A 23,853-nucleotide genomic window follows, 5' to 3' on the forward strand; every position below is an offset into this window, starting at 1 on the left:
ACACGGGGGGTGGAAAAAGTAAGCAAAACCGCTCGCTCAATCATCCGGCCCTGCGCTGCGCTCCGGGTTCCCTCCTTACGCACCGACTCCGGGGGCCGCGCCGAAGGGACATCCATGTCCCTCGGCGCTTTGCGGCCCATCCATGGGCCTCCACCCCCTCCATCGGTGCTCCACTCGGCCTCCTGAAATCGCGAAAAAATCAAAAGCCAGATCAACAGCACAATTCGCTTCGCTCTTGCTGGGTGAGGTCGCACACCACATTTGTGATCACACCGCGCTGTTGATCTTGATCTTGATCTGCAGCGACTTCAGTAGGCCGAGTGGAGCGCCGATGGAGGGGGTGGAGGGCCATGGATGGCCCGCAAAGCGCCAACGGGCCGGCAGCCTCGCCACATCAACTGGATAAGCACACATGCGCAGACCACCCCTGAGCCATCTTCATAGATCAGGATTAGAGATGTGTAGATACCGATGGCCATCGCGGGGCCCGCTCCCACAGGTTGCCGCTAGACGGGCTGCCGTCGGCTTTCAGACTCGGTTATACTCTCCGGCTTTTCTACAGAATACGCACGAGAGCTGCCCGCCCATGGAAATCCAACCGATCCTGAACACCATCAAGGACCTGACCGAGCGTTCCGAGTCCATTCGGGGGTATCTTTGACTACGATCACAAGCATGAGCGCCTGATCGAAGTTAACCGCGAGCTTGAAGACCCAAACGTCTGGAACAAGCCCGAATACGCCCAGGAACTGGGCCGCGAACGTTCTGCGCTGGCACAGATTGTCGAGACCCTGGATGAGATGTCCAGCGGTCTGGCCGATGCTCGTGATCTGCTCGACATGGCCGTTGAAGAAGACGATGAAGGCGCAGCGGACGATGTCGTCGCCGAGCTGGCTCGTCTTGAAGAAGGTCTGGCGAAGCTGGAATTCCGCCGTATGTTCAGCGGCGAGATGGACCCGAACAACGCCTATCTGGACATCCAGGCCGGTTCCGGCGGCACCGAAGCCCAGGACTGGGCCAACATCCTGCTGCGTATGTACCTGCGCTGGGCTTCCAAGCGTGGCTTCGACGCCACCATCATGGAGCTGTCCGAAGGTGACGTCGCCGGCATCAAGGGTGCCACCGTGCACATCAAGGGCGAGTACGCCTTTGGCTGGCTGCGCACCGAGATCGGCGTGCACCGCCTGGTACGCAAGAGCCCGTTCGACTCCGGCGCGCGCCGCCACACTTCGTTCTCGGCCGTGTTCGTGTCGCCCGAGATCGACGACAAGGTCGAGATCGAGATCAACCCGTCGGACCTGCGCATCGACACCTACCGCTCCTCGGGCGCCGGTGGTCAGCACGTAAACACCACCGACTCGGCGGTGCGTATCACCCACGTGCCGACCAACACCGTGGTCAGCTGCCAGAACGAACGCTCCCAGCACGCCAACAAAGACACCGCCATGAAAATGCTGCGGGCCAAGTTGTACGAGCTGGAAATGCAGAAGCGCAGTGCTGCCTCCCAGGCTCTGGAAGACAGCAAGTCGGACATCGGCTGGGGTCACCAGATCCGTTCGTACGTGCTCGACGCCTCGCGAATCAAGGACCTGCGCACCAACATCGAGCGCAGCGACTGCGACAAGGTGCTCGACGGTGATATCGACGAATACCTCGAGGCCAGCCTCAAGCAAGGCCTGTAAGGCGACCGGCCCGTTCCCAGAGGGAGCGGGTTTGTCCCGCGATCCCCTGCCACAGGCAGGGGAGACTGAATCCAGATGGAAAAAATGACGACATGAGCGACGTACAACTCGACCCGCAAGACCTGCAACAGGAAGAAAACAACCTGATCGCGCTGCGCAAGGAAAAACTTGCAGCCGAACGCGCCAAGGGTAATGCCTTCCCCAACGACTTCCGCCGTGACAGCTACTGCAACGACCTGCAGAAACAGTATGTCGACAAGACCAAGGAAGAGCTGGAAGCTGCAGCGATTCCGGTCAAGGTTGCCGGCCGCATCATGCTCAACCGTGGCTCGTTCATGGTGATCCAGGACATGACCGGGCGCATCCAGGTCTATGTCAACCGCAAGACCCTGCCTGAAGAAACCCTGGCTGCGGTCAAGACCTGGGACCTGGGCGACATCATTGCCGCCGAAGGTACCCTGGCTCGTTCCGGCAAGGGCGACCTGTACGTCGAGATGACCAGCGTGCGCCTGCTGACCAAGTCGCTGCGTCCGCTGCCGGACAAGCACCATGGCCTGACCGACACCGAACAGCGCTATCGCCAGCGCTACGTCGACCTGATGGTCAACGAAGAAACCCGTCACACCTTCCGCGTCCGCTCGCAGGTCATTGCGCACATCCGCAACTTCCTGATGGCCCGCGACTTCCTTGAAGTCGAGACGCCGATGCTGCAAACCATCCCTGGTGGCGCCGCGGCCAAGCCGTTCGAGACCCATCACAACGCGCTGGACATGCAGATGTTCCTGCGTATCGCCCCGGAGCTGTACCTCAAGCGTCTGGTGGTGGGTGGCTTCGAGAAAGTCTTCGAAATCAACCGCAACTTCCGTAACGAAGGCGTTTCGACCCGGCACAACCCCGAGTTCACCATGCTCGAGTTCTACCAGGCCCATGCTGACTACGAAGACAACATGGACCTGACCGAAGAGCTGTTCCGCGAACTGGCGCAACTGGTACTGGGCAGCACCGACGTGCCGTACGGTGAGAAGGTGTTCCACTTCGGCGAGCCGTTCGTGCGCCTGTCGGTGTTCGACTCGATCCTCAAGTACAACCCCGAGCTGACCGCTGACGATCTCAACGACATCGACAAGGCCCGCGCTATCGCCAAGAAGGCCGGTGCCAAAGTCCTTGGCTTTGAAGGCCTGGGCAAGCTGCAGGTGATGATTTTCGAAGAGCTGGTCGAGCACAAGCTGGAGCAGCCGCACTTCATCACCCAGTACCCGTTCGAAGTCTCGCCGCTGGCCCGTCGCAACGACGACAATCCGAACGTCACCGACCGCTTCGAGCTGTTCATCGGTGGCCGCGAGATCGCCAATGCCTACTCCGAGCTCAACGATGCCGAAGACCAGGCCGAGCGTTTCATGGCCCAGGTGGCCGACAAGGACGCCGGTGACGACGAAGCCATGCACTACGATGCCGACTTCGTCCGCGCCCTGGAGTACGGCATGCCGCCAACCGCCGGTGAAGGCATCGGCATCGACCGCCTGGTGATGCTGCTGACCAACTCGCCGTCGATTCGCGACGTGATCCTCTTCCCGCACATGCGCCCAGAGGCCTGAGTGAACTGAACAAGCCGCCTTCCGGGGCGGCTTTTTCATGCCTGCAAGAAATTCATTTATCGGATCCAAGTTTTGGGGTAGACCAGCAGTGACTCCCGCAATGACTCAACAAGGTGCCGCCGGCGTGGCTACAGCGGTGGCCGAAAGCGTGCAGTACCAGGGCCGCAAGGCCAGCCGTGAAGGCAGCGAGCTGCGCCGCCAGCAGATTCTCGACGCGGCCATGCGCATCGTCGTACGTGACGGGGTACGCGGGGTACGCCACCGCGCAGTGGCGGCCGAGGCCGGGGTGCCCTTGTCGGCCACCACCTATTACTTCAAAGACATCGAAGACCTGCTCACCGACACCTTCGCCCAGTACGTCGAACGCAGTGCCGCGTACCTGGCCAAACTCTGGGAGAACACCGAGGTGGTGCTGCGCCAGTTACTCGCCCAGGACGATGGCAGCTCGCAGTGGCGGGCGCGCCTGGCCGATGAAGTGGCGAAGATGACCTGCGACTATGTGCAGCGCCAGTTGCATAACCGCCGCGACTTTCTCATGGCCGAGCAGGCCTTTCGCCAGGAGGCGCTGTTGTGCCCGCGCCTGGCTGAACTGGTCAAGCTGCACGAGCAGATTCTGCTGCGCGGCGCGGTGCAGATCCTGCAAGTGGTAGGCTCGTGTCAGCCACAGCAAGATGCCCTGGTGTTGACGGCGATTATCGAGCAGATGGAATATCAGGGCCTGCTCGACGCTGAACAGGCCCAGGCTGAAGCGCCGAAGCTCGCTATTCTTACCCGGTACCTGCATCTGGTACTGGCGTCGGTGTAAGGCGCGAACCTATTTCAAGGAGAGGTTGATGAAAGCCAGAACCCTGCTGTTGGCATTGTCGTTCTTGCTGCTGGGCGGTTGTCTGGTCACCTTCAACGAGCCGATTCCCAGCAACGAGGCGGCGCCCCGGGTGCTGCTCGGCAAATGGACCAGCAAGGACGCCTGGGGCGAGCCGCTGACCCTGCAGATCAGCCGTAGCGGCGGCAATGCCTACAAGGCGGTGACCACCGGCAAGGACAAGAAGCGCGACGAGTACGCCTTCACCGTGTCCCGGCATGGCAATCGCTGGTACCTCTCGGCCGGAGTGCCCAAGCGTCTGGGCGGCAACTTCCTGATCGGCGGCTTCGACGTCATCGACGGCAAGCAGTTGGTGATCTACAACCTCGACGTCGAACAGGTCAACCAGGCCGTGCAGAAGAAAGAGCTCAGCGGCCGTAGCTACACGGTGCCAGAGGACAACGGCGATGGCGTGCTGATCGACAGTCCGGTGGAGCGGGTCATGGCCTACCTGGATGACCCGGCCAACTCCGACCTGTTCATCGAAGTGGCGCGCTTTACGCGGGCCGGCAAGTAATAGAACCAATCAAGGAGTGTAGGGTGGACGAGTACCAGCAGACGATACGTGCCCTGTCAGACCGCATTGTCCTGGCGCAAACGCCCATTCGCGTGCTCGATGCGGTGAAGTGGGACGACAGCATCCGCCACGGGTTTCTCAAGGCCAAGGGCAAGCAGATGCCGGCGGTTGACCGCGCCTACTATCAAGGCCGGCCGTTGTCGTTCGACTCGGCGGCGGTCAAGCTCGAGTTCCAGAACATCGAGCGCGACATCACCCGCCAGCTTGGCCAGTTCAACCCGGTCGGGCAGATCATGCGGCGCATGTGCAAGGAATACCGCATGGTGGTGCGCATGCTGGAGGCGCGCGGCACCGAGGATTTCGGCCTGATTTCCCAGGAGCTGTATGGCGCCGCCTCCGACGCCTTTCATGCCGGGGACCCGACCCTGGCCGACCTGGGCCTGATGCTCTCGGACTACCTGAACAACATCGATGGCCGTGGCGACCTCAAGGACGAACCGAAGAACCTCACCGCCAAGCAAGCGGTGGAGCTGCTTCAGGGCCGTCTGAACAAGGTGTTCAACGAGGCCGAGGACACCATCCGGGTGTTCGAGTCCGACGGTATCGTTGCCGACGCCGCCGCCGGTGCCGACTATATCAAGATCCGCGCCGACGCCATGTTCAACAGCCGTGATGTGCGCGCGCTGGAGGTGCATGAAGGCCTGGTGCACGTCGGTACCACGCTCAACGGCCTGAACCAGCCGATCTGCACCTTCCTGGCCAAGGGCCCGCCGTCATCGACCGTGACTCAGGAAGGCCTGGCGATTCTCATGGAGGTGATCGCCTTTGCCTCCTATCCCAGTCGCCTGCGCAAGTTGACCAACCGCACCCGCGCCATCCACATGGTCGAGGAGGGGGCGGACTTCATGCAGGTCTACGAGTTTTTCCGCGCCCAGGGCTTCGAGATGGCCGAGAGCTACGGCAACGCAAGCCGGGTGTTCCGTGGATCGGTGCCCAACGGCTTGCCGTTTACCAAGGACTTGTCCTACCTCAAGGGCTTTATCATGGTTTACAACTATATTCAGTTGGCCGTGCGCAAGGGCAAGCTCGAACAGATCCCCTTGTTGTTCTGCGGCAAGACCACCCTTGAAGACATGCGCACCTTGCGCCAACTGGTCGATGAAGGCCTGGTGGAACCGCCCAAGTACCTGCCGGAGCAGTTTCGCGACCTCAACGCGCTGTCGGCCTGGATGTGCTTCTCCAACTTCCTCAACCACCTGAGCCTGGACCGGATTGAAGCCGATTACTCGAACATTCTCTGATGCATGGCGCAGGCCCCTGGGCCTGCTGCTGGTGCTGCTGAGTCTGGGTGGTTGCAGTTCGCTGTTGTTCTATCCCGAGCCTGGCCAGCCGTTTACCCCCGAGAAAGCCAAGCTCGCGTACCGCGACATTCCCCTTACGGCGGCCGACGGCACCCGCCTGCACGGCTGGTGGCTGCCGGCCAAGGCCGGTGTCGAGGTCAAGGGCACGGTGCTGCACCTGCATGGCAATGGCGGCAACCTGGCCTGGCACCTGGGCGGCAGTTGGTGGTTGCCCGAGCAGGGCTACCAGGTGCTGTTGCTCGACTACCGTGGTTATGGCTTGTCCGAGGGCAAGCCCAAGCTGCCTGAGGTGTATCAGGACATCGCCGCCGCGCTGGACTGGCTGGACAACGCGCCCGAAGTGCAGGGCAAGCCACAGGTCCTGCTCGGCCAGAGCCTGGGTGGTTCGCTGGCCATCCACTACCTGGCCGAACATCCGCGCCAGGCCGAGCGTTTCAAAGCCATGGTCTTCGATGGAGTGCCGGCCAGCTATCGCCAGGTCGGGCGCTTTGCCTTGAGCAACTCGTGGATGACCTGGCCGCTGCAGGTGCCCTTGTCATGGCTGGTGCCCGATGGCGACAGTGCGATTCATTCGATCGCGCGGCTCAAGACTCCACCCAAGCTGTTCTTTCACAGCATCGATGATCCTATCGTGCCGCTGGTCAACGGCATCCAGTTGTATCAGGCTGCGCCACCGCCAAGGGTGTTGCAGTTGACCCGTGGCGGGCATGTGCAGACCTTTGCCGACAAGACCTGGCGCCAGGTCATGTTGCGCTTTCTGGACGACCCGAGCCATTTCAACGGGCTGCGGCGCCTGGCCGAAGTCCCCAATTACCCTGACGAGAAGTCGCAATGAGTGAAGAACGCAACGCCATCCCGCTGATCATTACCGGTGTCTGCAGCATCATCGGTACCGTAGGTGCCCTGTGGTACTACGGGTACCTGCATTTCGCCAAGCCGGAGGATGCCTTGCTGTTGTCCGACTTCACCATGCTCAAGACCATTCCGGGTGAGGATTACAAGATATCCCTGCAGCCGGCTACTCAGGTTGCGCAATGCGTTGATGGCGTACTGGTGTTGTTCGACACCGCGCAGAAGGGCCTGACCGGCGTACTGGTGAATAGCAAGAAGCAGGCGGTGCGCTGCCTGGGGCAGGAGACCCCGCAAGAAATCCAGGAGTAAAAGCATCGCGTCACACTGTGGGAGCTGGCTTGCCAGCGATGAGGCCCGCAAGCCAAACAAGAATCCCGCCATACTCGGCGGGATTCTTGTTACTGCACAGCAACCCTCAATTCAACTGGCTGACCGAGCGCGGCGCCACCGGCTGGTTGTCGTTGGAGATGGTCACTTCCACCCGACGGTTCTGCGCACGCCCCGAGTTGCTGGTGTTATCGGCAACCGGATACTCCTTGCCGTAACCCTGGGCAACGATCCGCGCCGGATCTACCCCCGCCCGTACCAGCGCCATGCGCACGGCAGCCGCGCGCCGCTCGGACAGCGACTGGTTGTAGTTGGCGCCGCCCTTGCTGTCGGTGTAACCCTCGACGATCACCTTGCGGTCAGGGTTTTCCTGGAGGAACTGCGCAAGCTTGGTGATGTTCGGGTAAGCGCTGCTCTTGAGGGTGGCCTTGTCGAAGTCGAACAGCACATCACCAAAGGTCACCAGGGTGCCACGGTCGGTCTGTTTGGCATTGAGGCTGTCCTGCAGCTTCTTGATCTGTGCATCGCGGGCATCGAGGCGGGCTTGGGCACGCTGGGCCGCAGCGTTTTTCAGGTTGCCTTCGGCGGTGCGCAGGGCAATGGTCTGCTTGGCCACTTCAACCCGCTGGTTGGTCAGGTAGGCGAGTTGGTCGACCTTCTTCTGATCCTCCTTGTCCATGTAGGCCTTGTCGGCCTTGTTCAGCCAATCCTGGGCCTCCTTGGTTTCAAGGGCTGCGACCTTGGTCGCCTGGGGGTTGCTCTGCAGGGCAGAGAAGTTGTTCCGGGCCGACTCCAGGTTGGCGTTCGGCTGCGTCGAGCAGGCGGCCAGGCCAATGCTCAGGGCCAGAAGGGCTGGGATCATCACGTGGTTACGCATAATGGTTCATCCTTTGATCGATGACGAATACACGGGGCGGTTGGCGGGCGTCATTCGACGCTGCGCATGCCTTCCTCACGCAGGTCCTGAACTCCCTGATGGGCGTCCTGCACGGCTTTCTCGGCCTTGGCCGCCAGGGCCTTGCGCTCGGCGACGCGGGCATCCCACTCGGCCTGCTCGGCCAGGCGCTTGGCGTCGTCGTAGTGCTTGTCGTGCAGGGCTATTTCCGCCTGTTTGAGCTTGTCCTGCGCGGCCTTCATTTCGACGGCGGCGAATTCGGTACCGCCAGCGCTGACAGCGGAATTGACCGCCGATTGCGTGACAGCGTACTGCTCGGTGGGAGGGTTACCGGCACAGCCGGCCAGGACCAGGCTGCTGCCCAGTGCCAGCGCGGCCAGCTTGAGCCCGCGCAGGTGGGTGGATGAAGGGGGTGAGGTACGGGTCTTCATGGTGGTCAGCTCCATTGGATCACTCCTGATGAACAACGAATTCCGTAACAGTCCATCGGCGCGACCGATCAGCTTCCGGGGCTGCTCTGACCCGGTTCTGAGTGGGTTTTGCCGTGATGGCTATTGGCTGTGACCGAAGGGTTTTTTGAATAGTTCAGAAAAAATCACCGCGTGGTTGCGGCTTTTTCTGACTGATCGGTCAGTTGGTTTTTCGTTGAACTTTCAGGCGTGCCCGCGGTTCGCGAGCGCCTGCGCAGGCGCCCGCAACGCGGCTGGAGGCGGGATCAATCAGGGCTTTTTGGCATCCCCGGTGCTGCTCATCGTGTGCAGGTAGCGGCGTGACAGCGCGAGAAAACGCGGGGTCGGGCCGATGTCTTCATACAGCGGGTCACCTTCTTCGTCGCTGGCAATCACTTGCGAGCCCTGGACATAGGGAAAGCTGGCTTCCAGCTCTTCAAGCGCTGCCCCCAGCAGTTCGCCGAGCAGTTCCTCGGGCTGGCGCTTGGGGTACATCTCGGCCAGGGCCGCCAGGCGCGCCGCCGCTTCCATGTCCAGGTGCAGGGCATGGCCGGTAGGGCTCAGCGAGCCTTTGGCGTGCTGTTCCCAGTGCCGGGCAAGATCACGGATTTTCATGATGTTCTCCTGTGTGCCTGCGTTGAGCTTAGTTCAGCCATGGCTCTGCCTTGAAGCGCAAGCGCGACTGCGGCACTCTGGACCCAGAGCGGTTTTCCCGAATGCCGGAGACAGGGCTGATGACTGATATCGATGTGCGCTTGCGTGAAGATGTTCATTTGTTGGGCGAGTTGTTGGGCGACACCGTGCGCGAACAGCATGGCGAAGCGTTTTTGCAGACCATCGAGGACATCCGCCGCAGTGCCAAGGCCGACCGCAGCGGCGCTGCCGAGCAACTGAGCTCGACCCTCAATGACCTGGCCGAAGAGCAACTGCTGCCCGTGGCCCGGGCCTTCAATCAGTTTCTCAACCTGGCCAACATCGCCGAGCAGTACCAACTGATTCGCCGTCGCGACGCCGGCCAGCCCGAGCCCTTCGAAGCCCGGGTGCTGCCCGAGCTGCTGGCGCGGCTCAAGGCCGCCGGGCACAGCGACGATGCCCTGGCCCGGCAACTGGGCAAGCTCAGTATCGAACTGGTGTTGACCGCCCACCCCACCGAAGTGGCGCGGCGTACCCTGATCCAGAAGTACGACGCCATAGCCGCGCAACTGGCGGCCCAGGATCACCGCGACCTGACGCCCGCCGAGCGCGAGCAGGTCCGCGAGCGCCTGCAGCGGCTGATCGCCGAAGCCTGGCACACCGAAGAAATTCGCCGCACCCGGCCGACCCCGGTGGATGAGGCCAAGTGGGGCTTTGCGGTGATCGAGCATTCGCTCTGGCAAGCCATCCCGCACCACTTGCGCAAGGTCGATAAAGCCTTGCACCAGGCCACCGGCCTGCACCTGCCACTGGCAGCGGCGCCGATCCGCTTTGCCTCATGGATGGGCGGCGACCGTGACGGCAACCCCAATGTCACCGCGCGCGTCACCCGCGAAGTGCTGTTGCTGGCGCGCTGGATGGCTGCTGACCTGTTTCTGCGCGATATCGATGCCCTGGCTGCGGAGCTGTCGATGCAACAGGCCAGTGAAGCGCTCAGAGCCCAGGTGGGCGAGTCAGCCGAGCCTTACCGGGCGTTGCTCAAGCCGTTGCGTGAACGCCTGCGGGTTACCCGGGCCTGGGCCCATGCTTCGTTGACGGCCGCGCAAGCACCTGCGCCCGAGGTGCTGCAAGACAACCGCGAGCTGTTCGAGCCCTTGCAGCTGTGCTTCGAGTCGTTGCACACCTGTGGCATGGGTGTGATTGCTGACGGCCCGCTGCTCGATTGCCTGCGCCGCGCCGTGACGTTCGGCCTGTTCCTGGTACGCCTGGACGTACGTCAGGACGCCGCGCGGCACACGGCGGCGCTGAGCGAAATCACCGAATACCTGGGCCTTGGCCGTTATGCCGAGTGGGATGAAGAGGCGCGGATCGCCTTCTTGCAGCAAGAGCTGAACAGTCGCCGGCCGTTGCTGCCAGGCCATTTCCAGCCCGAGGCTGACACCGCCGAAGTACTCGCCACCTGCCGTGAGATTGCCGCCGCACCGGCGGCTTCGCTAGGCTCCTACGTGATCTCCATGGCCGGCGCCGCTTCCGACGTGCTGGCGGTACAACTGTTGCTCAAAGAGGCTGGCGTGCTGCGGCCTATGCGCGTGGTGCCATTGTTCGAAACCCTGGCCGATCTGGACAACGCTGGTCCGGTGATGGCGCGCCTGCTCGGTCTGCCGGGATATCGCGCCGGCCTGCATGGCCCGCAGGAAGTGATGATCGGTTATTCCGACTCGGCCAAGGATGCCGGTACCACGGCTGCGGCCTGGGCCCAGTATCGCGCCCAGGAAACCCTGGTGCGAATCTGTCGCGAGCAGCAGGTCGAATTGCTGCTGTTCCACGGTCGTGGCGGTACCGTTGGCCGTGGCGGCGGCCCGGCCCATGCGGCGATCCTGTCGCAGCCACCGGGTTCGGTGGCCGGGCGCTTCCGTACCACCGAGCAGGGCGAGATGATCCGCTTCAAGTTTGGCTTGCCGGATATTGCCGAGCAAAATCTCAATCTCTACCTGGCGGCGGTGCTGGAAGCCACCTTGCTGCCACCGCCGCCGCCACAACCGTCCTGGCGTGAGCTGATGGACCAGTTGGCCGCCGATGGCGTCAAGGCTTATCGCGGTGTAGTGCGCGACAACCCCGAGTTCGTCGAGTATTTCCGCCAGTCCACCCCTGAACAGGAACTGGGCCGCTTGCCGCTGGGCAGTCGCCCGGCCAAGCGGCGTGCTGGCGGCATCGAAAGCCTGCGGGCGATCCCGTGGATTTTCGGTTGGACCCAGACCCGCCTGATGTTGCCGGCCTGGCTCGGCTGGGAAGCGGCATTGAACAACGCCCTGGCTCGTGGGCAGGGGCCCTTGCTGGCCGAGATGCGCGAGCAGTGGCCGTTTTTCCGCACACGCATCGACATGCTGGAAATGGTCCTGGCCAAGGCCGATGCCGATATTGCCCGCTCCTACGACGAACGTCTGGTGCAACCAGAACTGCGACCTTTGGGTGCACATTTGCGCGACCTATTGTCGCAGGCGTGCCAGGTGGTACTGGGGCTGACCGGGCAGCCGGTGCTACTGGCGCACAGCCCCGAGACCCTGGAATTCATCCGCCTGCGCAACACCTATCTGGACCCGCTGCATCTATTGCAGGCCGAACTTCTGGCGCGCTCGCGTGGGCGTGAAGCCGCTCTGGATAGCCCGTTGGAGCAGGCCTTGCTGGTGACCGTGGCCGGGATCGCGGCGGGGCTGCGCAACACCGGCTGAGTGCTGAAGCCGACCGCGCGCGGCTTGCCACATGATAGGCAGAGTGCTTGTAAAGCAACAGGTTGCGCCCGGCGCAACCTGTGCTCAAGACGGTTACTGTGCACGGGTTTATCCGACTTTCGAGCGCTTGTGTGGCTTGCGGGCGCTGTGTATCTTGAGCAGCCTTTTGATCGAAATTACGATCATCACCCAAATTCCGGGATTGGCCCTGTGTGGCAAACCCACTGATTTGCTTACAAAAAAATGAGGAGCACAAGATGCGCGTAATTCTGCTGGGAGCTCCCGGGGCCGGTAAAGGTACTCAGGCAAAGTTCATCACCGAGAAGTTCGGCATTCCACAGATTTCCACCGGCGATATGCTGCGTGCAGCGGTCAAGGCCGGCACCCCGTTGGGCCTGGAACTGAAAAAGGTCATGGATGCCGGCCAACTGGTCTCCGACGAGCTGATCATCAACCTGGTCAAGGAACGCATCGCCCAGCCTGACTGCGCCAACGGCTGCCTGTTCGACGGTTTCCCTCGCACCATTCCACAGGCTGAGGCCATGGTGGCTGCGGGTGTCGAGATTGATGCCGTGGTCGAGATCGCCGTCGACGACGAAGAGATCGTTGGTCGCATGGCCGGTCGCCGCGTGCACCTGGCTTCGGGTCGTACCTACCACATCCAGTACAACCCACCGAAGGTGCAAGGCAAGGATGACGTCACCGGCGAAGACCTGATCCAGCGCGATGACGACAAGGAAGAAACCGTGCGTCATCGCCTGTCGGTCTACCACGACCAAACCAAGCCACTGGTGGACTTCTACCAGAAGCTCTCGGCTGCCAACGCTGGCAAGCCGAAGTACAGCCACATCGAAGGCGTGGGCTCGGTTGATGCCATTACTGCCAAGGTCCTGGCCGCACTGAGCTGATCGACGTTCGGTAGTGCAGACAACGGCCCGCTTGCGGGCCGTTGTTGTTTATAATGCCGCTCTTTTTTCTTGCCCCTGGAAGCCCCGATGACCACCTTGCTGGCCCTCGATACCGCCACTGAAGCCTGCTCCGTCGCCCTGCTGCATGATGGCAAGGTTTCCAGCCACTATGAGGTGATCCCGCGTCTGCACGCGCAGAAGCTGCTGCCGATGATCCAGCAACTGCTGGCCGATGCCGGCGTCACCCTGCAACAGCTCGATGCCATCGCCTTTGGCCGCGGTCCGGGCGCCTTCACCGGCGTGCGCATTGCCATTGGCGTGGTCCAGGGCCTGGCCTTTGCCCTGGAACGTCCGGTATTGCCGGTGTCCAACCTGGCGGTGCTGGCCCAGCGTGCCCTGCGTGAGCAGGGCGTGCAGCAAGTGGCGGCGGCGATCGATGCACGCATGGACGAGGTCTACTGGGGTTGCTATCAGAACGTCGACGGTGAAATGCGCCTGCAAGGCCTTGAGGCAGTGCTGCCGCCGGAGCAGGTCGCCTTGCCAACCGGCGCCAGCGGCGACTGGTTCGGTGCTGGCACTGGCTGGGGCTATGCCGAGCGTCTGGCGGTCAAGGTCAGCGGTCAGGATGCCAGCCTGTTGCCCCACGCCCAGGACCTGCTGAGCCTGGCGACTTTCGCCTGGCAGCGTGGCGAAGCGATTGTGGCCGACCAGGCACAACCGGTGTACCTGCGCGACAAAGTTGCTACGCCGAAAGCGCGCTGAGTGCAGTTCGTCGGTTATTCCCAAGCCAAATAAAACCTTTTGCCCGATCTGTGGTCCAGTTATCAATCGGGCATTAGCGAAGGATCAGCGATGCTGCTAAATTGCCATCATTGTTCCTGAGTAGATCGCCATGCGTATCGACGGTTTTTCCTCACAGTCCTACCCCATCAAGCGAGCCCCGCGCAAAGCGCCGCTGCGTAGCGATGACGTGGACGATGAGGCACTGCCGGGCGAATTCGAAGTGCAGGCGCAAACCAGCGCCAGTCATGGGCAGGCGCGTACTGGCGGCTTGCCAGCGCGACCTCAGGACATGATTTTCCCGCGGGCGCGCAACAAGCGTACCGCCCATGCCCTGGCCAGCTACCTGGCCACTGCCGGTTTCGTCGACTGGGAGATGGAAGTGCTGGGGCTGGACCTGTACATTTGATGGATGAGTCTGTCCACACTACCCTATTTTGTCGGTTGTCCGTCCTGGAGTGAAAACGCCTGGCGCGACTACCTGTATCCGTCTGACGCTAAAACCAGCGACTTTCTAGGCCTCTACAGCCAGGTCTTCAATGCCGTAGAAGGCAACACCACTTTTTATGCCCGCCCGGCGCCAGCGACCATCGAACGCTGGGCGCAGGTGATGCCTGCGCATTTTCGTTTTACCGCCAAGTTTCCCGGTGATATCAGCCATAGCGGTGACCTGCACGGTCAGTTGGTCGCAGCCCAGGCCTTCATCGAGTTGCTCAAGCCCCTCGGAGCGCGCGTTGCGCCGTACTGGTTGCAGCTGCCCGCAAGCTTCGGCCCGGCGCGCCTCGGCGAGCTGATGAGTTTCATCGACGAGGCAGGCGTGCCGGTCGCTGTCGAAGTACGCAACGCGGCGTTCTTCAGCAAGGGCGATGAAGAGCGCCTGCTCAACCGTTTGCTGCTCGAGCGGGGCGTGGAACGAATCTGCCTGGATCCCCGGGCCCTGTTCAGTTGCACCTCGCGCAGCCCCGAGGTGCTCCACGCCCAGTCGAAAAAGCCGCGGGTGCCGCCACGTCCAACCGCCTTTACCCAGCACCCGCAGATCCGCTTCATCGGCCACCCCGAACTTGCGGCCAACGAGCCGTTCCTGTTGCCATGGCTGGACAAGGTCGCGGCCTGGATCGAGGAGGGGCGTAGCCCTTATGTTTTCCTGCATACTGCCGACAATCGTCAGGCCGCAGCGCTAGCCCGGCGTTTTCATCAGGGCCTGATGGAACGCCTGCCGGGGCTTGCGGCCTTGCCTGAACTGGACCGGACGCCTGAAGCCGAACAACTCGGCCTGCTCTAAGCGTCCTGCCGCCTGCCCGGAAGTCGTGATCATGGATATGCAAACCCTGCTCGCCGAAGCCTTCAAAGCCCTGCATGAGCGCGACGGCGCCTTCGTCATCCCCAACCCCTGGGATGCAGGCTCCGCCAAGTTGCTGGCCAGCCTCGGCTTCGAGGCGTTGTCGTTCGCGCAACTCAACCAATTGTTCAGGCGTTGATCGATAATGCGCAAAGGATTGCTCGCTGTACTGTGCCTGCTGTTGATAGCCCTAAGCGTCGCTGCCTGGCGTCTGCCCGATGCCTGGAACCCCTGGGCTGCGCTGGATGTCCGCCAGCCGCCGAATCTGCTCACGCCGTACAAGCTGAGCCGTCTGGAGGATGACCCGCAGTTGTGTGCGCAGGCGCTGGCGACCTCTGATCTACGTTACCGCAAGCAGGCCGACAGCCCGGCCAATGTCCCCTGCCCACTGGAAAACGTGGTGCGGGTCGAGGGCTCGTCGGTGCGCCTGAGTAGCAGTTTCGTTGCCAGTTGCCCGTTGGCGGTGGCCTATGCGCTGTTCGAGCGCCATGCGCTGCAACCGGCGGCGCAGCGTGCCTTTGCCCAGCCGGTGGTGCAGGTCGATCATTTGGGTAGTTTTGCCTGTCGCAACATGTACAACCGCAAGATTGGCCGTTTAAGCCAGCATGCCACGGCCAATGCATTGGATATTGCCGGCTTTCGCCTGGCCGATGGGCAGCGTATTCAGTTGCTCAAGGACTGGCCGGGGGAAGGCGTCAAAGCGAAGTTTCTAAAGGATGTGCACGCCAGCGCCTGCGACAGTTTCAATACCGTGCTGGGGCCCGACTACAACGCCGCGCACCGTAATCACTTTCACCTGGACATGGGCTTCTGGCAGATCTGCCGTTAACGATCAGGCCGCGACGCGCACGTTGTTCAGCACCACCGGGCGGGCCCAGCGGTTGTCGAAGTCCAACTGCGATTGCTGCACGGCCATGGTCGCTTCGTCGAAGGGCTCGGCAGCCTTGTCCAGCAGGTCCATGTCGAACTCGGCGATCGGCAGGTAGAGCGGCTTGGCCTGTGGTGCCGGGCCAGGCTCGGGCAGCGGATGGCCCTGGCTCATAACGGTTGGGCGAACCCAGGTGTTGCTGATGTCCAGTTGGCGCTGTTGCTCGATCAGTTCGGCGGCGCTGAAGGGCGGGGCGAGTTTTTCCAGCAGCTCAGGTTCGAACTCGGCAATCGGCAGGAACAGCGGTTCAGGCGGTGCCAGTTCGGTGTCCTGCACATCACACAGACGCTGGTTGTGGATCTGCGCCAGCACCTGAGCGCCACCCAGCGGCTCGCCGGTGACCTTGTCGAACTGCTCGGCGGCCACGCTGGTTGCCGCGCCTTCTTCACCTTGCTGCTCAGCCAGGGCGCGGGCAAAAAAATCCTGCCACAGGTGGCTGACGCCACCCAGTGCCTGGGTATTGTGCCGGCCATAGTCGCCGACGGGCGAGATATAACCTGAGTTGAGCTGAAGAATGTCGGTCATGGCAGTCGCAGAGGGTGCTGGTCTGGCAAAATAGCGAATACTTCGTATATCGGCCGCGGCCGACGATCATTTAATTTTTTTGAGTACAGGATTTGATGGTGGAGCAACTGGCGGACAGCGGCATCCGGGTCGAGGCGTTGACGGCCGATTTTCAGGCTAAGGCTTGCGAGTGGGCGCAGCGCCTGGCGTTGCCACTTAGCGACGACAGCGCAGGCTTTGCCGTGCAGGTCGGCGCCGACGGCCTGCAGATTCAGCAGTTGGGCCCGCACGCACCGGGGCCGGTGCGGGTGGATTTTGTCGAAGGCGCGGCGGCCCACCGGCGGGTGTTTGGCGGCGGTAGCGGGCAGATGATCGCCAAGGCAGTGGGTATCGCCCAGGGTGTACGCCCGCAGGTGCTCGACGCCACGGCGGGGTTGGGTAAGGACGCTTTCGTGCTGGCTAGCCTGGGCTGCCAGATGACCCTGATCGAGCGCCAGCCGCTGGTTGCCGCCTTGCTTGAAGACGGCCTGGCCCGCGCTCGCAGCGATGCCGAGGTCGGCCCGATCGTCGCGCGTATGCGCTTGCTCACCGGCAACGCCATCGAACACATGCACAACTGGCAGGGCGAGCCGCCTCAGGTGATCTACCTTGATCCGATGTTCCCGCACCGCGACAAGAGCGCGTTGGTGAAGAAAGAGATGCGCGTGTTCCGCCCGCTGGTCGGCGATGACCTCGATGCCCCGGCGCTGCTCGAAGCGGCCCTGGCCCTGGCCAGCCACCGGGTGGTGGTCAAGCGCCCGCGCAAGGCGCCGATCATCGACGGGCCCAAGCCCAGCCACTGCCTGGAAGGCAAATCCAGCCGCTACGATATCTACCCGAAAAAAGCCCTCAAGGCTTAAGGCCGGTAGGCGCGCATGAACAGCGCCACCACTTCCTGTACATGGGCCTCGGCGGCTTCGGCATCCAGCGCCGGGGCATAGCCGAGCAGCAGGCGGAAGTTGGCCGCGCCCTTGAGCAGGCAGAAGAAGTGTTCGGCGGCATTGGCCGGCTGTTCGATACGCAGGACCCCGCGTTCATCGACCTGGCGCAGCAGCGCCTCCATCTCATGCAGGACCCGCATCGGGCCTGCCTCGAAGAAGATCTGGCTGAGCTTCGGGTCCTGGTTGCCCAGGGCCATGATCAGCCGGTGCAGCTTGACCGACAGGTCGCTGCTGATCAGCGCCTGAAAACCTCGACCGATCTTGAGCAGCACCTGATCCAGCGGCACGCCCTCGGGCAGCTCGAAAATCAGTTCGGGCAACTGCGCGGTGCAGGTGGCCACGACGGCCGAGGAGAACAGCGTCTCCTTGTCGGTGAAGTGGCTGTAGACCGTGAGTTTTGACACACCTGCCGCTGTTGCGACTGCATCCATGCTGGTGTTGGCATAGCCAAGGGTGAGGAACAACGCTTTGGCAGCGTCAAGAATGGCCTGGCGTTTTGCCAGGTCCTTGGGCCGGCCGGGGCCGGGAGCAGCGGTGACGTTAGGCATGAGTGAAAAATTACAGATTCCAGTAAGTGCACATGGTACATCGCGACCGGCTTTTCGGCGGGCAAATATCGACGCGCTGCTCTCGGGAAAATATGGGATTTCTCGCGCAGTGCTGCTTCCCCGGTCCGGCTCCCTGATTTAATATACCCGTCAGTATAAATATTCAAAGCGCCATTCGCGAAAGGTCATTCATCATGTTGCGCCATGCCTTGCCCCTCGCTTTGCCCGTCGGTCTTGTGCTGTTGCTTGCTGCCTGTGGGCAGGAAAGTGCACCGCAGACTTCCCTTCGTCCCGCCATGGTGGTGCAGCCGCAGCCGGCCAGCGCCGCCGCCGACAGCTACCCCGGCGAGGTGCGTGCGCGCTTTGAGCCAGAGCTGGCTTTCCGGATTGGCGGCAAGGTCAGTAAACGCCTGGTCGAGGAAGGGCAGCGGGTCAAGGCCGAACAGGCGCTGGCCGAGCTTGATCCCCAGGATGTTCGCCTGCAACTGGAAGCCAGCCGCGCCCAACTGGCTGCGGCCGAAGCCAACCTGACCCTGGTCAAGGCCGAGCGCGACCGCTACAAGACCTTGCTTGACCGGCAAATGGTCAGCCATTCGCAATTCGACAATGCCGAAAACCTCTACCGCGCCGGCCTGGCCCGGCTCAAGCAGGTGCGCGCCGAGTTCGATGTGGCGGGCAACCAGGCCGAGTACGCGGTACTGCGTGCCTCCCAGGATGGCGTGATCGCCAAGCGCCAGGTCGAAGTCGGCCAGGTGGTGGCCGCCGGCCAGACCGTATTCACCCTGGCCGCCGACGGCGAGCGCGAGGTGCTGATCGGCCTGCCGGAGCAGAACTTCGGGCGTTTCAAAGTCGGCCAGACGGTGTCGGTGGAGCTCTGGTCGCAACCGGATCAACGCTTCAACGGTCGTATCCGCGAGCTGTCGCCGTCGGCTGATCCGCGCTCGCGGACCTTCGCCGCGCGGATTGCATTTACCGCTGGCAAGGTGCCAGCCGAGCTTGGCCAGAGTGCCCGGGTGTACATCCAGCACGCCGAGCAGGTGCCCCTGGCGGTGCCGCTCTCGGCCCTGACCGCCGAGAACGGCCAGACGTTTGTCTGGCGTGTCGATGCCAATAACACCCTCAAACGCGTTCCGGTGCGGGTGGGTGCCTATGGCGAAAATACCGTACCGGTGCTCGAAGGCCTGAATGCCTCGGACTGGGTAGTGGCTGCCGGCGTGCATGTGCTCCAGGAGGGGCAGCAGGTGCGTCCGGTAGATCGGTCCAATCGCGTGGTGAATCTGGCGGCCAAGGAGTAAGTCCCGATGGGTTTCAACCTTTCCGCCTGGGCCCTGCGCAATCGGCAGATCGTGCTGTTCCTGATGATTTTGCTCGCTGTGGTCGGCGCGCTGTCCTACACCAAGTTGGGGCAGAGCGAAGACCCACCCTTTACCTTCAAAGCCATGGTCATTCGCACCCTTTGGCCTGGCGCCAGTGCCGAGGAAGTCTCGCGCCAGGTGACCGAGCGCATCGAAAAGAAGCTTATGGAAACCGGCGAGTACGAGAAGATCGTCTCGTTCTCGCGGCCTGGTGAATCGCAGGTTACTTTCATGGCCCGCGACTCGATGCATTCGGCCGATATTCCCGAGCTCTGGTACCAGATCCGCAAGAAGGTCGCCGACATTCGTCATACCTTGCCGCAAGGTATTCAGGGGTCGTTTTTCAATGACGAGTTCGGTACCACTTTCGGCAATATCTACGCGCTGACCGGCGACGGCTTCGACTATGCGGTGCTCAAGGACTACGCCGACCGGGTACAGATCCAGTTGCAGCGGGTCAAGGACGTCGGCAAGGTCGAACTGCTCGGGCTGCAGGACGAGAAAATATGGATCGAGCTGTCCAACCTCAAGCTGGCCACCCTCGGCCTGCCGTTGGCGGCGGTGCAGCAGGCGCTGGAAGAGCAGAACGCAGTGAGCACCGCAGGCTTCTTCGAAACCCCGAGCGAGCGTTTGCAACTGCGGGTCAGCGGGCGCTTTACCACGGTCGAGCAGATCCAGCAGTTCCCGATCCGCGTGGCTGATCGCACCTTCCGCATCGGCGATGTGGCCGATGTGCGCCGCGGCTTCAACGACCCGCCCGCACCGCGTATGCGCTTCATGGGCGAAGATGCCATCGGCCTTGCGGTATCGATGAAGGCCGGCGGCGATATTCTGGTACTGGGCAAGGCCCTGGAGAGCGAGTTCGCCCGCATCGCCCACAACTTGCCGGCCGGCATGGAGCTGCGCAAGGTGTCTGATCAACCCGCTGCGGTGAAGACCGGCGTGGGTGAGTTCGTCCAGGTGCTGGTCGAGGCCCTGGCGATTGTTTTGCTGGTGAGTTTTTTCTCCTTAGGCATGCGTACCGGCCTGGTGGTGGCCCTGGCCATTCCGCTGGTGCTGGCGATGACCTTTGCCGCCATGTACTACTTCGGCATCGGCCTGCACAAGATCTCCCTCGGCGCGCTGGTGCTGGCCCTGGGCTTGCTGGTGGATGACGCGATCATTGCCGTAGAGATGATGGCGATCAAGATGGAGCAGGGCTTTGACCGGCTCAAGGCGGCCAGCTACGCCTGGACCAGCACCGCCTTCCCGATGCTGACCGGCACCCTGATCACCGCCGCAGGCTTCCTGCCGATTGCTACCGCGCAGTCCGGGACAGGTGAGTACACCCGCTCGATCTTCCAGGTGGTGACCATCGCCTTGCTCGCCTCGTGGATTGCTGCCGTGGTGTTTGTGCCCTATCTGGGCGAGCGCCTGCTGCCGGACCTGGCCAAGCTGCATGCGGCCAAGCACGGCACCGCCGAAGGTGGCCCGGACCCTTACGGCACACCGTTCTACCAGCGTGTCCGCCGTGTGGTCGGCTGGTGCGTGGAGCGGCGCAAGACGGTGATTGTGGCGACCATCGCGCTGTTCATCGGCAGTATTCTGTTGTTCCGCTTTGTGCCCCAGCAGTTCTTCCCGGCCTCCGGGCGCCTGGAGCTGATGGTTGACTTGAAACTTGCCGAAGGCGCCTCGCTGAGCAATACCGCCGAACAGGTCAAACGCCTGGAAGGCATGCTCAAGGAGCGCACCGGCATCGACAACTATGTGGCCTATGTCGGCACCGGTTCGCCGCGTTATTACCTGCCGCTGGACCAGCAACTGCCGGCGGCGAGTTTCGCCCAGTTCGTGGTGCTGGCAAAAACCATCGAGGAACGCGAGCAACTGCGCAGTTGGTTGATCACTACCCTGGATGAACAGTTCCCCGACCTGCGTTCACGGGTCACGCGCCTGGAAAACGGCCCGCCCGTGGGTTACCCGGTGCAGTTCCGGGTGACCGGCGAGCACATCGAGCAGGTCCGTGCCCTGGCCCGCAAGGTGGCCACCAAGGTCCGCGAGAACCCCCATGTGGTCAACGTCCACCTGGACTGGGAAGAGCCAAGCAAGGTGGTCTACCTGAACATCGACCAGGACCGCGCCCGTGCCCTGGGGGTGAGTACGGTGAACCTGGCCAAGTTCCTGCAAAGCTCGCTGACCGGTTCTGCGGTCAGCCAGTTCCGTGAGGACAACGAGCTGATCGAGATCCTCCTGCGCGGCACTCCCCAGGAGCGCAGCGAGCTTGCCAACCTGCCGAGTCTGGCGGTACCGACCGACAACGGCCAAAGCGTGGCCCTGTCGCAGGTGGCAACCCTGGAATACGGCTTTGAAGAAGGCGTGATCTGGCACCGCAACCGCCTGCCCAATGTCACCGTGCGCGCCGATATCTACGGCAAGGAACAACCGGTGACCCTGGTTCAGCAGATCCTCCCGACCCTGGACCCGGTGCGCGCCGAACTGCCTGATGGCTATTTGCTGGAAGTGGGCGGCACGGTGGAAGACTCCACCCGCGGGCAGAAATCGGTGAATGCTGGCGTGCCATTGTTCATCGTCGTGGTGCTGACCTTGCTGATGTTGCAGCTGCGCAGCTTCTCGCGCACGGTGATGGTGTTCCTTACCGCACCGCTGGGGCTGATCGGCGTGACCCTGTTCCTGCTGGTGTTCCGCCAGCCGTTCGGCTTTGTTGCGATGCTGGGGACCATTGCCCTGTCGGGGATGATCATGCGCAACTCGGTGATCCTGGTCGATCAGATCGAGCAGGACATTGCCGCCGGGCTGGATCGCTGGCAGGCGATTATCGAGGCGACAGTAAGGCGATTCCGGCCGATCGTGCTGACCGCGCTGGCGGCGGTACTGGCGATGATCCCGCTGTCACGCAGCGTGTTTTTCGGCCCGATGGCGGTGGCGATCATGGGCGGCTTGATCGTGGCGACGGCGTTGACCCTGTTGTTCCTGCCAGCGCTGTATGCGGCGTGGTTCAGGGTGAAGAAGGCCTGAGGGCCTCATCGCGGGGCAAGCCCGCTCCTACTGTAGGAGCGGGCTTGCCCCGCGATGCATTTAGAGCGCGCCAAACACCTTCTTGGCAATGCTGGTAGCTGCAGCCGCCGGGTTCTGGCGGATGGTTTCTTCCTGCTTGGCAATCATCTCGAACAGGCCGTTGAGCGCCTGTTCGGTCACGTAGCCTTCGACGTTGGCGTTCTTGGCATCCAGCACACCCAGGGTCGCCGCCTGGCCGGCAAAGCTGTTGTATTGCTGGGCCAGGCCGACCTGATCGGTGGCCTTTTTGACGATCGGCAGGAACTTGGCGCGGATCTGCTCGCGGCTGGTCTTGCTCAGGTACTGGGTAGCCGAGTCGTTACCACCGCTGAGGATGCCCTTGGCATCGTCCACGGTCATCTTCTTCACGGCATCGACCAACAGTGCCTGGGCTTGTGGCACGGCGGCTTCGGCAGCCTTGTTCATGCTGGCTTCCAGTTGATCCACCTGAGCACCCATGCCGAAGGTCTTCATCTTCTTGGCCACTTTGCCAAGGTTGCCCGGCAATTCGATACGCACATCCGGGTTGTTGCTGAAACCACCCGGAGTGCCCAGTTGCTTCACTGCAACCTGGGCACCTTGGGTCAACGCATCTTTCAGGCCGGAAGAGGCATCTTTTTGCGAAAGATCGCCCAGCGACAGTGCCAGGGCACTGGCGGACAGCAGCAGGCCGGCGCACAGGCCGGTGAAGGTTAGAGCAGGGCGGAACATGGCAGCATCCTTATGCGAAGGAAAAACAATCAATCAACGAACGGCATCGACTTTGATCTGCAGCGGTTGCGGATCGTTGCCATCAAGCTGTACGCCATGGTGTTCGGTGTTGATGAACAGCAGCTTGCCGTCCAGTTCAATCCGCGCGCTGATCGCATAGCGGTGGCCGGGCTTGACCTGGGCCGGGTCGTAGCTCAAATGAAAGGGCAGCGGAACATTGCCTTTGACCGGGCCGCTCTGGCTGGCCAGGGTGATTGCCGGGGCGTCCATCAGCGAGACGTCCTGCAGGGCGACGCTGAGGGTCGCGGCGGGTGGTAGGGCCATGCGCTGCAAGTAGAAGACTTCGCCATCCAGACTGGCTTTGCCGCTGGGCGCAGATGTGGAACAGGCTGCGAGCAGGGAGGCGCAACACAGCATAAAGAGTTTTTTCATGGATTCTCCGTAGTCCGTACGTTTGCCAGGTGGGCAAGCGTACGGACTTTAACGGATTTTTCAGCGAACTTGTTTCAGTAGCATGGTCACATCGCCTTCAGAGCCATCCAGCACGACGGTTTGAGCATCGGTATTGGTCAGCAGGAGCTTGCCTTGGTGTTCAATCCGCGCCTGCAGGGCATAGGTATTGCGTTCATCCACCAGGTGGCTGTCGTAATGTAACTGCATGTTGAATGAGGTGGCGCGTCGGGCAGCAATCAGGGTCTGCTCGGCAAGCATGATAGCCGGGGCGTCTACCTGGGAAACATCAGCCAGGTTGAGGCTGACCTTGACGCCTTCGGGTAAGCCCAGGCGAGTTGCCGCAAACAGCAGGGTGACATTGAGGGTATTGAAATCAGTGTTGCTCATCGCAGGT

The 23,853-nt window shown here is 62.3% G+C and carries 24 protein-coding genes and 1 pseudogene; 17 read left to right on the top strand and 8 right to left on the bottom strand.

Annotation, left to right across the window (positions count from 1 at the left end; translation table 11 throughout):
• The first annotated feature begins 586 nt into the window (after nucleotides 1–586).
• From prfB to M5G17_RS12565, 7 genes are all read left to right on the top strand, one after another.
• A protein-coding gene (gene prfB, locus M5G17_RS12535) for a peptide chain release factor 2 (protein ID WP_273893228.1) occupies nucleotides 587–1,682 on the top strand; the annotation gives its coding sequence in 2 pieces (ribosomal slippage) (nucleotides 587–658 and nucleotides 660–1,682; 1,095 coding nt in all).
• A 92-nt stretch (nucleotides 1,683–1,774) separates the two neighbouring features.
• Nucleotides 1,775–3,277: a lysine--tRNA ligase gene (gene lysS, locus M5G17_RS12540; protein WP_273893229.1), complete on the top strand. Its 1,503-nt coding sequence runs from the start codon at nucleotides 1,775–1,777 to the stop codon at nucleotides 3,275–3,277.
• A gap of 100 nt (nucleotides 3,278–3,377) precedes the next feature.
• Nucleotides 3,378–4,082: a TetR/AcrR family transcriptional regulator gene (locus M5G17_RS12545; protein ID WP_273893230.1), complete on the top strand. Its 705-nt coding sequence runs from the start codon at nucleotides 3,378–3,380 to the stop codon at nucleotides 4,080–4,082.
• Nucleotides 4,083–4,110: 28 nt separating this feature from the next.
• Nucleotides 4,111–4,656 (top strand): hypothetical protein, encoded by a 546-nt coding sequence (locus M5G17_RS12550; RefSeq protein ID WP_273893231.1) that lies wholly within the window; start codon nucleotides 4,111–4,113, stop codon nucleotides 4,654–4,656.
• 23 nt (nucleotides 4,657–4,679) lie between these two features.
• Nucleotides 4,680–5,957 (top strand): flavohemoglobin expression-modulating QEGLA motif protein, encoded by a 1,278-nt coding sequence (locus tag M5G17_RS12555; RefSeq protein ID WP_273893232.1) that lies wholly within the window; start codon nucleotides 4,680–4,682, stop codon nucleotides 5,955–5,957.
• Nucleotides 5,929–6,852, top strand: a complete 924-nt coding sequence (locus M5G17_RS12560) for an alpha/beta hydrolase (RefSeq protein ID WP_273893233.1) — start codon at nucleotides 5,929–5,931, stop codon at nucleotides 6,850–6,852. Before M5G17_RS12555 ends, M5G17_RS12560 begins: the two co-directional genes overlap by 29 nt.
• The gene (locus M5G17_RS12565) at nucleotides 6,849–7,178 is read left to right on the top strand and encodes a PA3694 family proteiin (protein WP_273893234.1); all 330 of its coding nucleotides are present in this window, start codon (nucleotides 6,849–6,851) and stop codon (nucleotides 7,176–7,178) included. Before M5G17_RS12560 ends, M5G17_RS12565 begins: the two co-directional genes overlap by 4 nt.
• Nucleotides 7,179–7,284: 106 nt before the next feature.
• On the opposite strand, the gene lptF is transcribed toward M5G17_RS12565, so the two are convergent.
• From lptF to M5G17_RS12580, 3 genes are all read right to left on the bottom strand, one after another.
• Complete coding sequence (lptF, locus tag M5G17_RS12570; protein ID WP_273893235.1) at nucleotides 7,285–8,073, bottom strand: lipotoxin F family OmpA-related lipoprotein LptF; 789 nt, start codon at nucleotides 8,071–8,073, stop codon at nucleotides 7,285–7,287.
• A 50-nt stretch (nucleotides 8,074–8,123) separates the two neighbouring features.
• Nucleotides 8,124–8,537: a DUF4398 domain-containing protein gene (locus tag M5G17_RS12575; RefSeq protein WP_273893236.1), complete on the bottom strand. Its 414-nt coding sequence runs from the start codon at nucleotides 8,535–8,537 to the stop codon at nucleotides 8,124–8,126.
• A gap of 273 nt (nucleotides 8,538–8,810) precedes the next feature.
• A complete protein-coding gene (locus M5G17_RS12580; RefSeq protein ID WP_273893237.1) occupies nucleotides 8,811–9,155 on the bottom strand; it encodes a pilin assembly protein in 345 nt (114 codons plus the stop codon).
• A gap of 119 nt (nucleotides 9,156–9,274) precedes the next feature.
• Between M5G17_RS12580 and ppc the strand changes: the two genes are divergently transcribed.
• The 7 genes and pseudogenes from ppc to M5G17_RS12615 all read left to right on the top strand — a co-directional run bounded on the left by ppc (nucleotide 9,275) and on the right by M5G17_RS12615 (nucleotide 15,758).
• A complete protein-coding gene (ppc, locus tag M5G17_RS12585) occupies nucleotides 9,275–11,902 on the top strand; it encodes a phosphoenolpyruvate carboxylase (protein WP_273893238.1) in 2,628 nt (875 codons plus the stop codon).
• Nucleotides 11,903–12,159: 257 nt separating this feature from the next.
• Nucleotides 12,160–12,810, top strand: coding sequence for an adenylate kinase (gene adk, locus M5G17_RS12590; protein ID WP_273893239.1), 651 nt, complete (start codon nucleotides 12,160–12,162; stop codon nucleotides 12,808–12,810).
• 87 nt (nucleotides 12,811–12,897) lie between these two features.
• Complete coding sequence (gene tsaB, locus M5G17_RS12595) at nucleotides 12,898–13,572, top strand: tRNA (adenosine(37)-N6)-threonylcarbamoyltransferase complex dimerization subunit type 1 TsaB (protein WP_273893240.1); 675 nt, start codon at nucleotides 12,898–12,900, stop codon at nucleotides 13,570–13,572.
• A gap of 130 nt (nucleotides 13,573–13,702) precedes the next feature.
• On the top strand, nucleotides 13,703–13,999 hold the full coding sequence (locus M5G17_RS12600) for a hypothetical protein (protein ID WP_273893241.1): 297 nt from the start codon (nucleotides 13,703–13,705) through the stop codon (nucleotides 13,997–13,999).
• 3 nt (nucleotides 14,000–14,002) lie between these two features.
• Complete coding sequence (locus M5G17_RS12605) at nucleotides 14,003–14,872, top strand: DUF72 domain-containing protein (protein ID WP_273893242.1); 870 nt, start codon at nucleotides 14,003–14,005, stop codon at nucleotides 14,870–14,872.
• A gap of 31 nt (nucleotides 14,873–14,903) precedes the next feature.
• A pseudogene (locus M5G17_RS12610) lies at nucleotides 14,904–15,035 on the top strand (isocitrate lyase/phosphoenolpyruvate mutase family protein); the annotation flags it as partial.
• Between the two features lie 39 nt (nucleotides 15,036–15,074).
• Nucleotides 15,075–15,758, top strand: a complete 684-nt coding sequence (locus M5G17_RS12615; protein WP_273893243.1) for an extensin-like domain-containing protein — start codon at nucleotides 15,075–15,077, stop codon at nucleotides 15,756–15,758.
• Nucleotides 15,759–15,761: 3 nt separating this feature from the next.
• On the opposite strand, the gene M5G17_RS12620 is transcribed toward M5G17_RS12615, so the two are convergent.
• Nucleotides 15,762–16,382, bottom strand: coding sequence for an energy transducer TonB (locus M5G17_RS12620; RefSeq protein WP_273893244.1), 621 nt, complete (start codon nucleotides 16,380–16,382; stop codon nucleotides 15,762–15,764).
• Between the two features lie 95 nt (nucleotides 16,383–16,477).
• Between M5G17_RS12620 and M5G17_RS12625 the strand changes: the two genes are divergently transcribed.
• Nucleotides 16,478–17,260 (top strand): class I SAM-dependent methyltransferase, encoded by a 783-nt coding sequence (locus tag M5G17_RS12625; protein ID WP_273893245.1) that lies wholly within the window; start codon nucleotides 16,478–16,480, stop codon nucleotides 17,258–17,260.
• On the opposite strand, the gene M5G17_RS12630 is transcribed toward M5G17_RS12625, so the two are convergent.
• Nucleotides 17,257–17,889, bottom strand: coding sequence for a TetR/AcrR family transcriptional regulator (locus tag M5G17_RS12630; protein WP_273893246.1), 633 nt, complete (start codon nucleotides 17,887–17,889; stop codon nucleotides 17,257–17,259). The two genes, M5G17_RS12625 and M5G17_RS12630, sit on opposite strands and share 4 nt — an antisense overlap.
• Before the next feature lie 194 nt (nucleotides 17,890–18,083).
• Here M5G17_RS12630 and M5G17_RS12635 point away from each other — a divergent pair, with 194 nt between their 5' ends.
• Both M5G17_RS12635 and M5G17_RS12640 read left to right on the top strand, forming a co-directional pair.
• Entirely contained in the window at nucleotides 18,084–19,184 is a 1,101-nt protein-coding gene (locus M5G17_RS12635) for an efflux RND transporter periplasmic adaptor subunit (protein ID WP_273893247.1), read from the top strand.
• Nucleotides 19,185–19,190: 6 nt separating this feature from the next.
• Nucleotides 19,191–22,256, top strand: coding sequence for an efflux RND transporter permease subunit (locus tag M5G17_RS12640; RefSeq protein ID WP_273893248.1), 3,066 nt, complete (start codon nucleotides 19,191–19,193; stop codon nucleotides 22,254–22,256).
• A 60-nt stretch (nucleotides 22,257–22,316) separates the two neighbouring features.
• Here the strand turns inward: M5G17_RS12640 and M5G17_RS12645 are convergent, their stop codons facing one another.
• From M5G17_RS12645 to M5G17_RS12655, 3 genes are read right to left on the bottom strand one after another with little or no spacing between them, the layout of a single operon-like run.
• Nucleotides 22,317–23,006, bottom strand: a complete 690-nt coding sequence (locus M5G17_RS12645; protein WP_273893249.1) for a DUF4197 domain-containing protein — start codon at nucleotides 23,004–23,006, stop codon at nucleotides 22,317–22,319.
• A gap of 33 nt (nucleotides 23,007–23,039) precedes the next feature.
• The gene (locus M5G17_RS12650) at nucleotides 23,040–23,438 is read right to left on the bottom strand and encodes a YbaY family lipoprotein (RefSeq protein ID WP_273893250.1); all 399 of its coding nucleotides are present in this window, start codon (nucleotides 23,436–23,438) and stop codon (nucleotides 23,040–23,042) included.
• Between the two features lie 60 nt (nucleotides 23,439–23,498).
• A complete protein-coding gene (locus M5G17_RS12655; protein ID WP_273893251.1) occupies nucleotides 23,499–23,846 on the bottom strand; it encodes a YbaY family lipoprotein in 348 nt (115 codons plus the stop codon).
• Nucleotides 23,847–23,853: the final 7 nt, after the last annotated feature.

The organism is Pseudomonas rubra (assembly GCF_028656935.1).
Classification (GTDB): Bacteria; Pseudomonadota; Gammaproteobacteria; order Pseudomonadales; family Pseudomonadaceae; genus Aquipseudomonas; species Aquipseudomonas rubra.

Bases quoted from the DNA above. Each gene is read 5' to 3' on its own strand.
- lysS (WP_273893229.1), top strand. From the start codon at position 1,775: ATGAGCGACGTACAACTCGACCCGCAAGACCTGCAACAGGAAGAAAAC.
- M5G17_RS12545 (WP_273893230.1), top strand. From the start codon at position 3,378: ATGACTCAACAAGGTGCCGCCGGCGTGGCTACAGCGGTGGCCGAAAGC.
- M5G17_RS12550 (WP_273893231.1), top strand. From the start codon at position 4,111: ATGAAAGCCAGAACCCTGCTGTTGGCATTGTCGTTCTTGCTGCTGGGC.
- M5G17_RS12565 (WP_273893234.1), top strand. From the start codon at position 6,849: ATGAGTGAAGAACGCAACGCCATCCCGCTGATCATTACCGGTGTCTGC.
- lptF (WP_273893235.1), bottom strand. From the start codon at position 8,073: ATGCGTAACCACGTGATGATCCCAGCCCTTCTGGCCCTGAGCATTGGC.
- M5G17_RS12575 (WP_273893236.1), bottom strand. From the start codon at position 8,537: ATGGAGCTGACCACCATGAAGACCCGTACCTCACCCCCTTCATCCACC.
- M5G17_RS12580 (WP_273893237.1), bottom strand. From the start codon at position 9,155: ATGAAAATCCGTGATCTTGCCCGGCACTGGGAACAGCACGCCAAAGGC.
- ppc (WP_273893238.1), top strand. From the start codon at position 9,275: ATGACTGATATCGATGTGCGCTTGCGTGAAGATGTTCATTTGTTGGGC.
- adk (WP_273893239.1), top strand. From the start codon at position 12,160: ATGCGCGTAATTCTGCTGGGAGCTCCCGGGGCCGGTAAAGGTACTCAG.
- tsaB (WP_273893240.1), top strand. From the start codon at position 12,898: ATGACCACCTTGCTGGCCCTCGATACCGCCACTGAAGCCTGCTCCGTC.
- M5G17_RS12600 (WP_273893241.1), top strand. From the start codon at position 13,703: ATGCGTATCGACGGTTTTTCCTCACAGTCCTACCCCATCAAGCGAGCC.
- M5G17_RS12605 (WP_273893242.1), top strand. From the start codon at position 14,003: ATGAGTCTGTCCACACTACCCTATTTTGTCGGTTGTCCGTCCTGGAGT.
- M5G17_RS12615 (WP_273893243.1), top strand. From the start codon at position 15,075: ATGCGCAAAGGATTGCTCGCTGTACTGTGCCTGCTGTTGATAGCCCTA.
- M5G17_RS12620 (WP_273893244.1), bottom strand. From the start codon at position 16,382: ATGACCGACATTCTTCAGCTCAACTCAGGTTATATCTCGCCCGTCGGC.
- M5G17_RS12625 (WP_273893245.1), top strand. From the start codon at position 16,478: ATGGTGGAGCAACTGGCGGACAGCGGCATCCGGGTCGAGGCGTTGACG.
- M5G17_RS12630 (WP_273893246.1), bottom strand. From the start codon at position 17,889: ATGCCTAACGTCACCGCTGCTCCCGGCCCCGGCCGGCCCAAGGACCTG.
- M5G17_RS12635 (WP_273893247.1), top strand. From the start codon at position 18,084: ATGTTGCGCCATGCCTTGCCCCTCGCTTTGCCCGTCGGTCTTGTGCTG.
- M5G17_RS12640 (WP_273893248.1), top strand. From the start codon at position 19,191: ATGGGTTTCAACCTTTCCGCCTGGGCCCTGCGCAATCGGCAGATCGTG.
- M5G17_RS12645 (WP_273893249.1), bottom strand. From the start codon at position 23,006: ATGTTCCGCCCTGCTCTAACCTTCACCGGCCTGTGCGCCGGCCTGCTG.
- M5G17_RS12650 (WP_273893250.1), bottom strand. From the start codon at position 23,438: ATGAAAAAACTCTTTATGCTGTGTTGCGCCTCCCTGCTCGCAGCCTGT.
- M5G17_RS12655 (WP_273893251.1), bottom strand. From the start codon at position 23,846: ATGAGCAACACTGATTTCAATACCCTCAATGTCACCCTGCTGTTTGCG.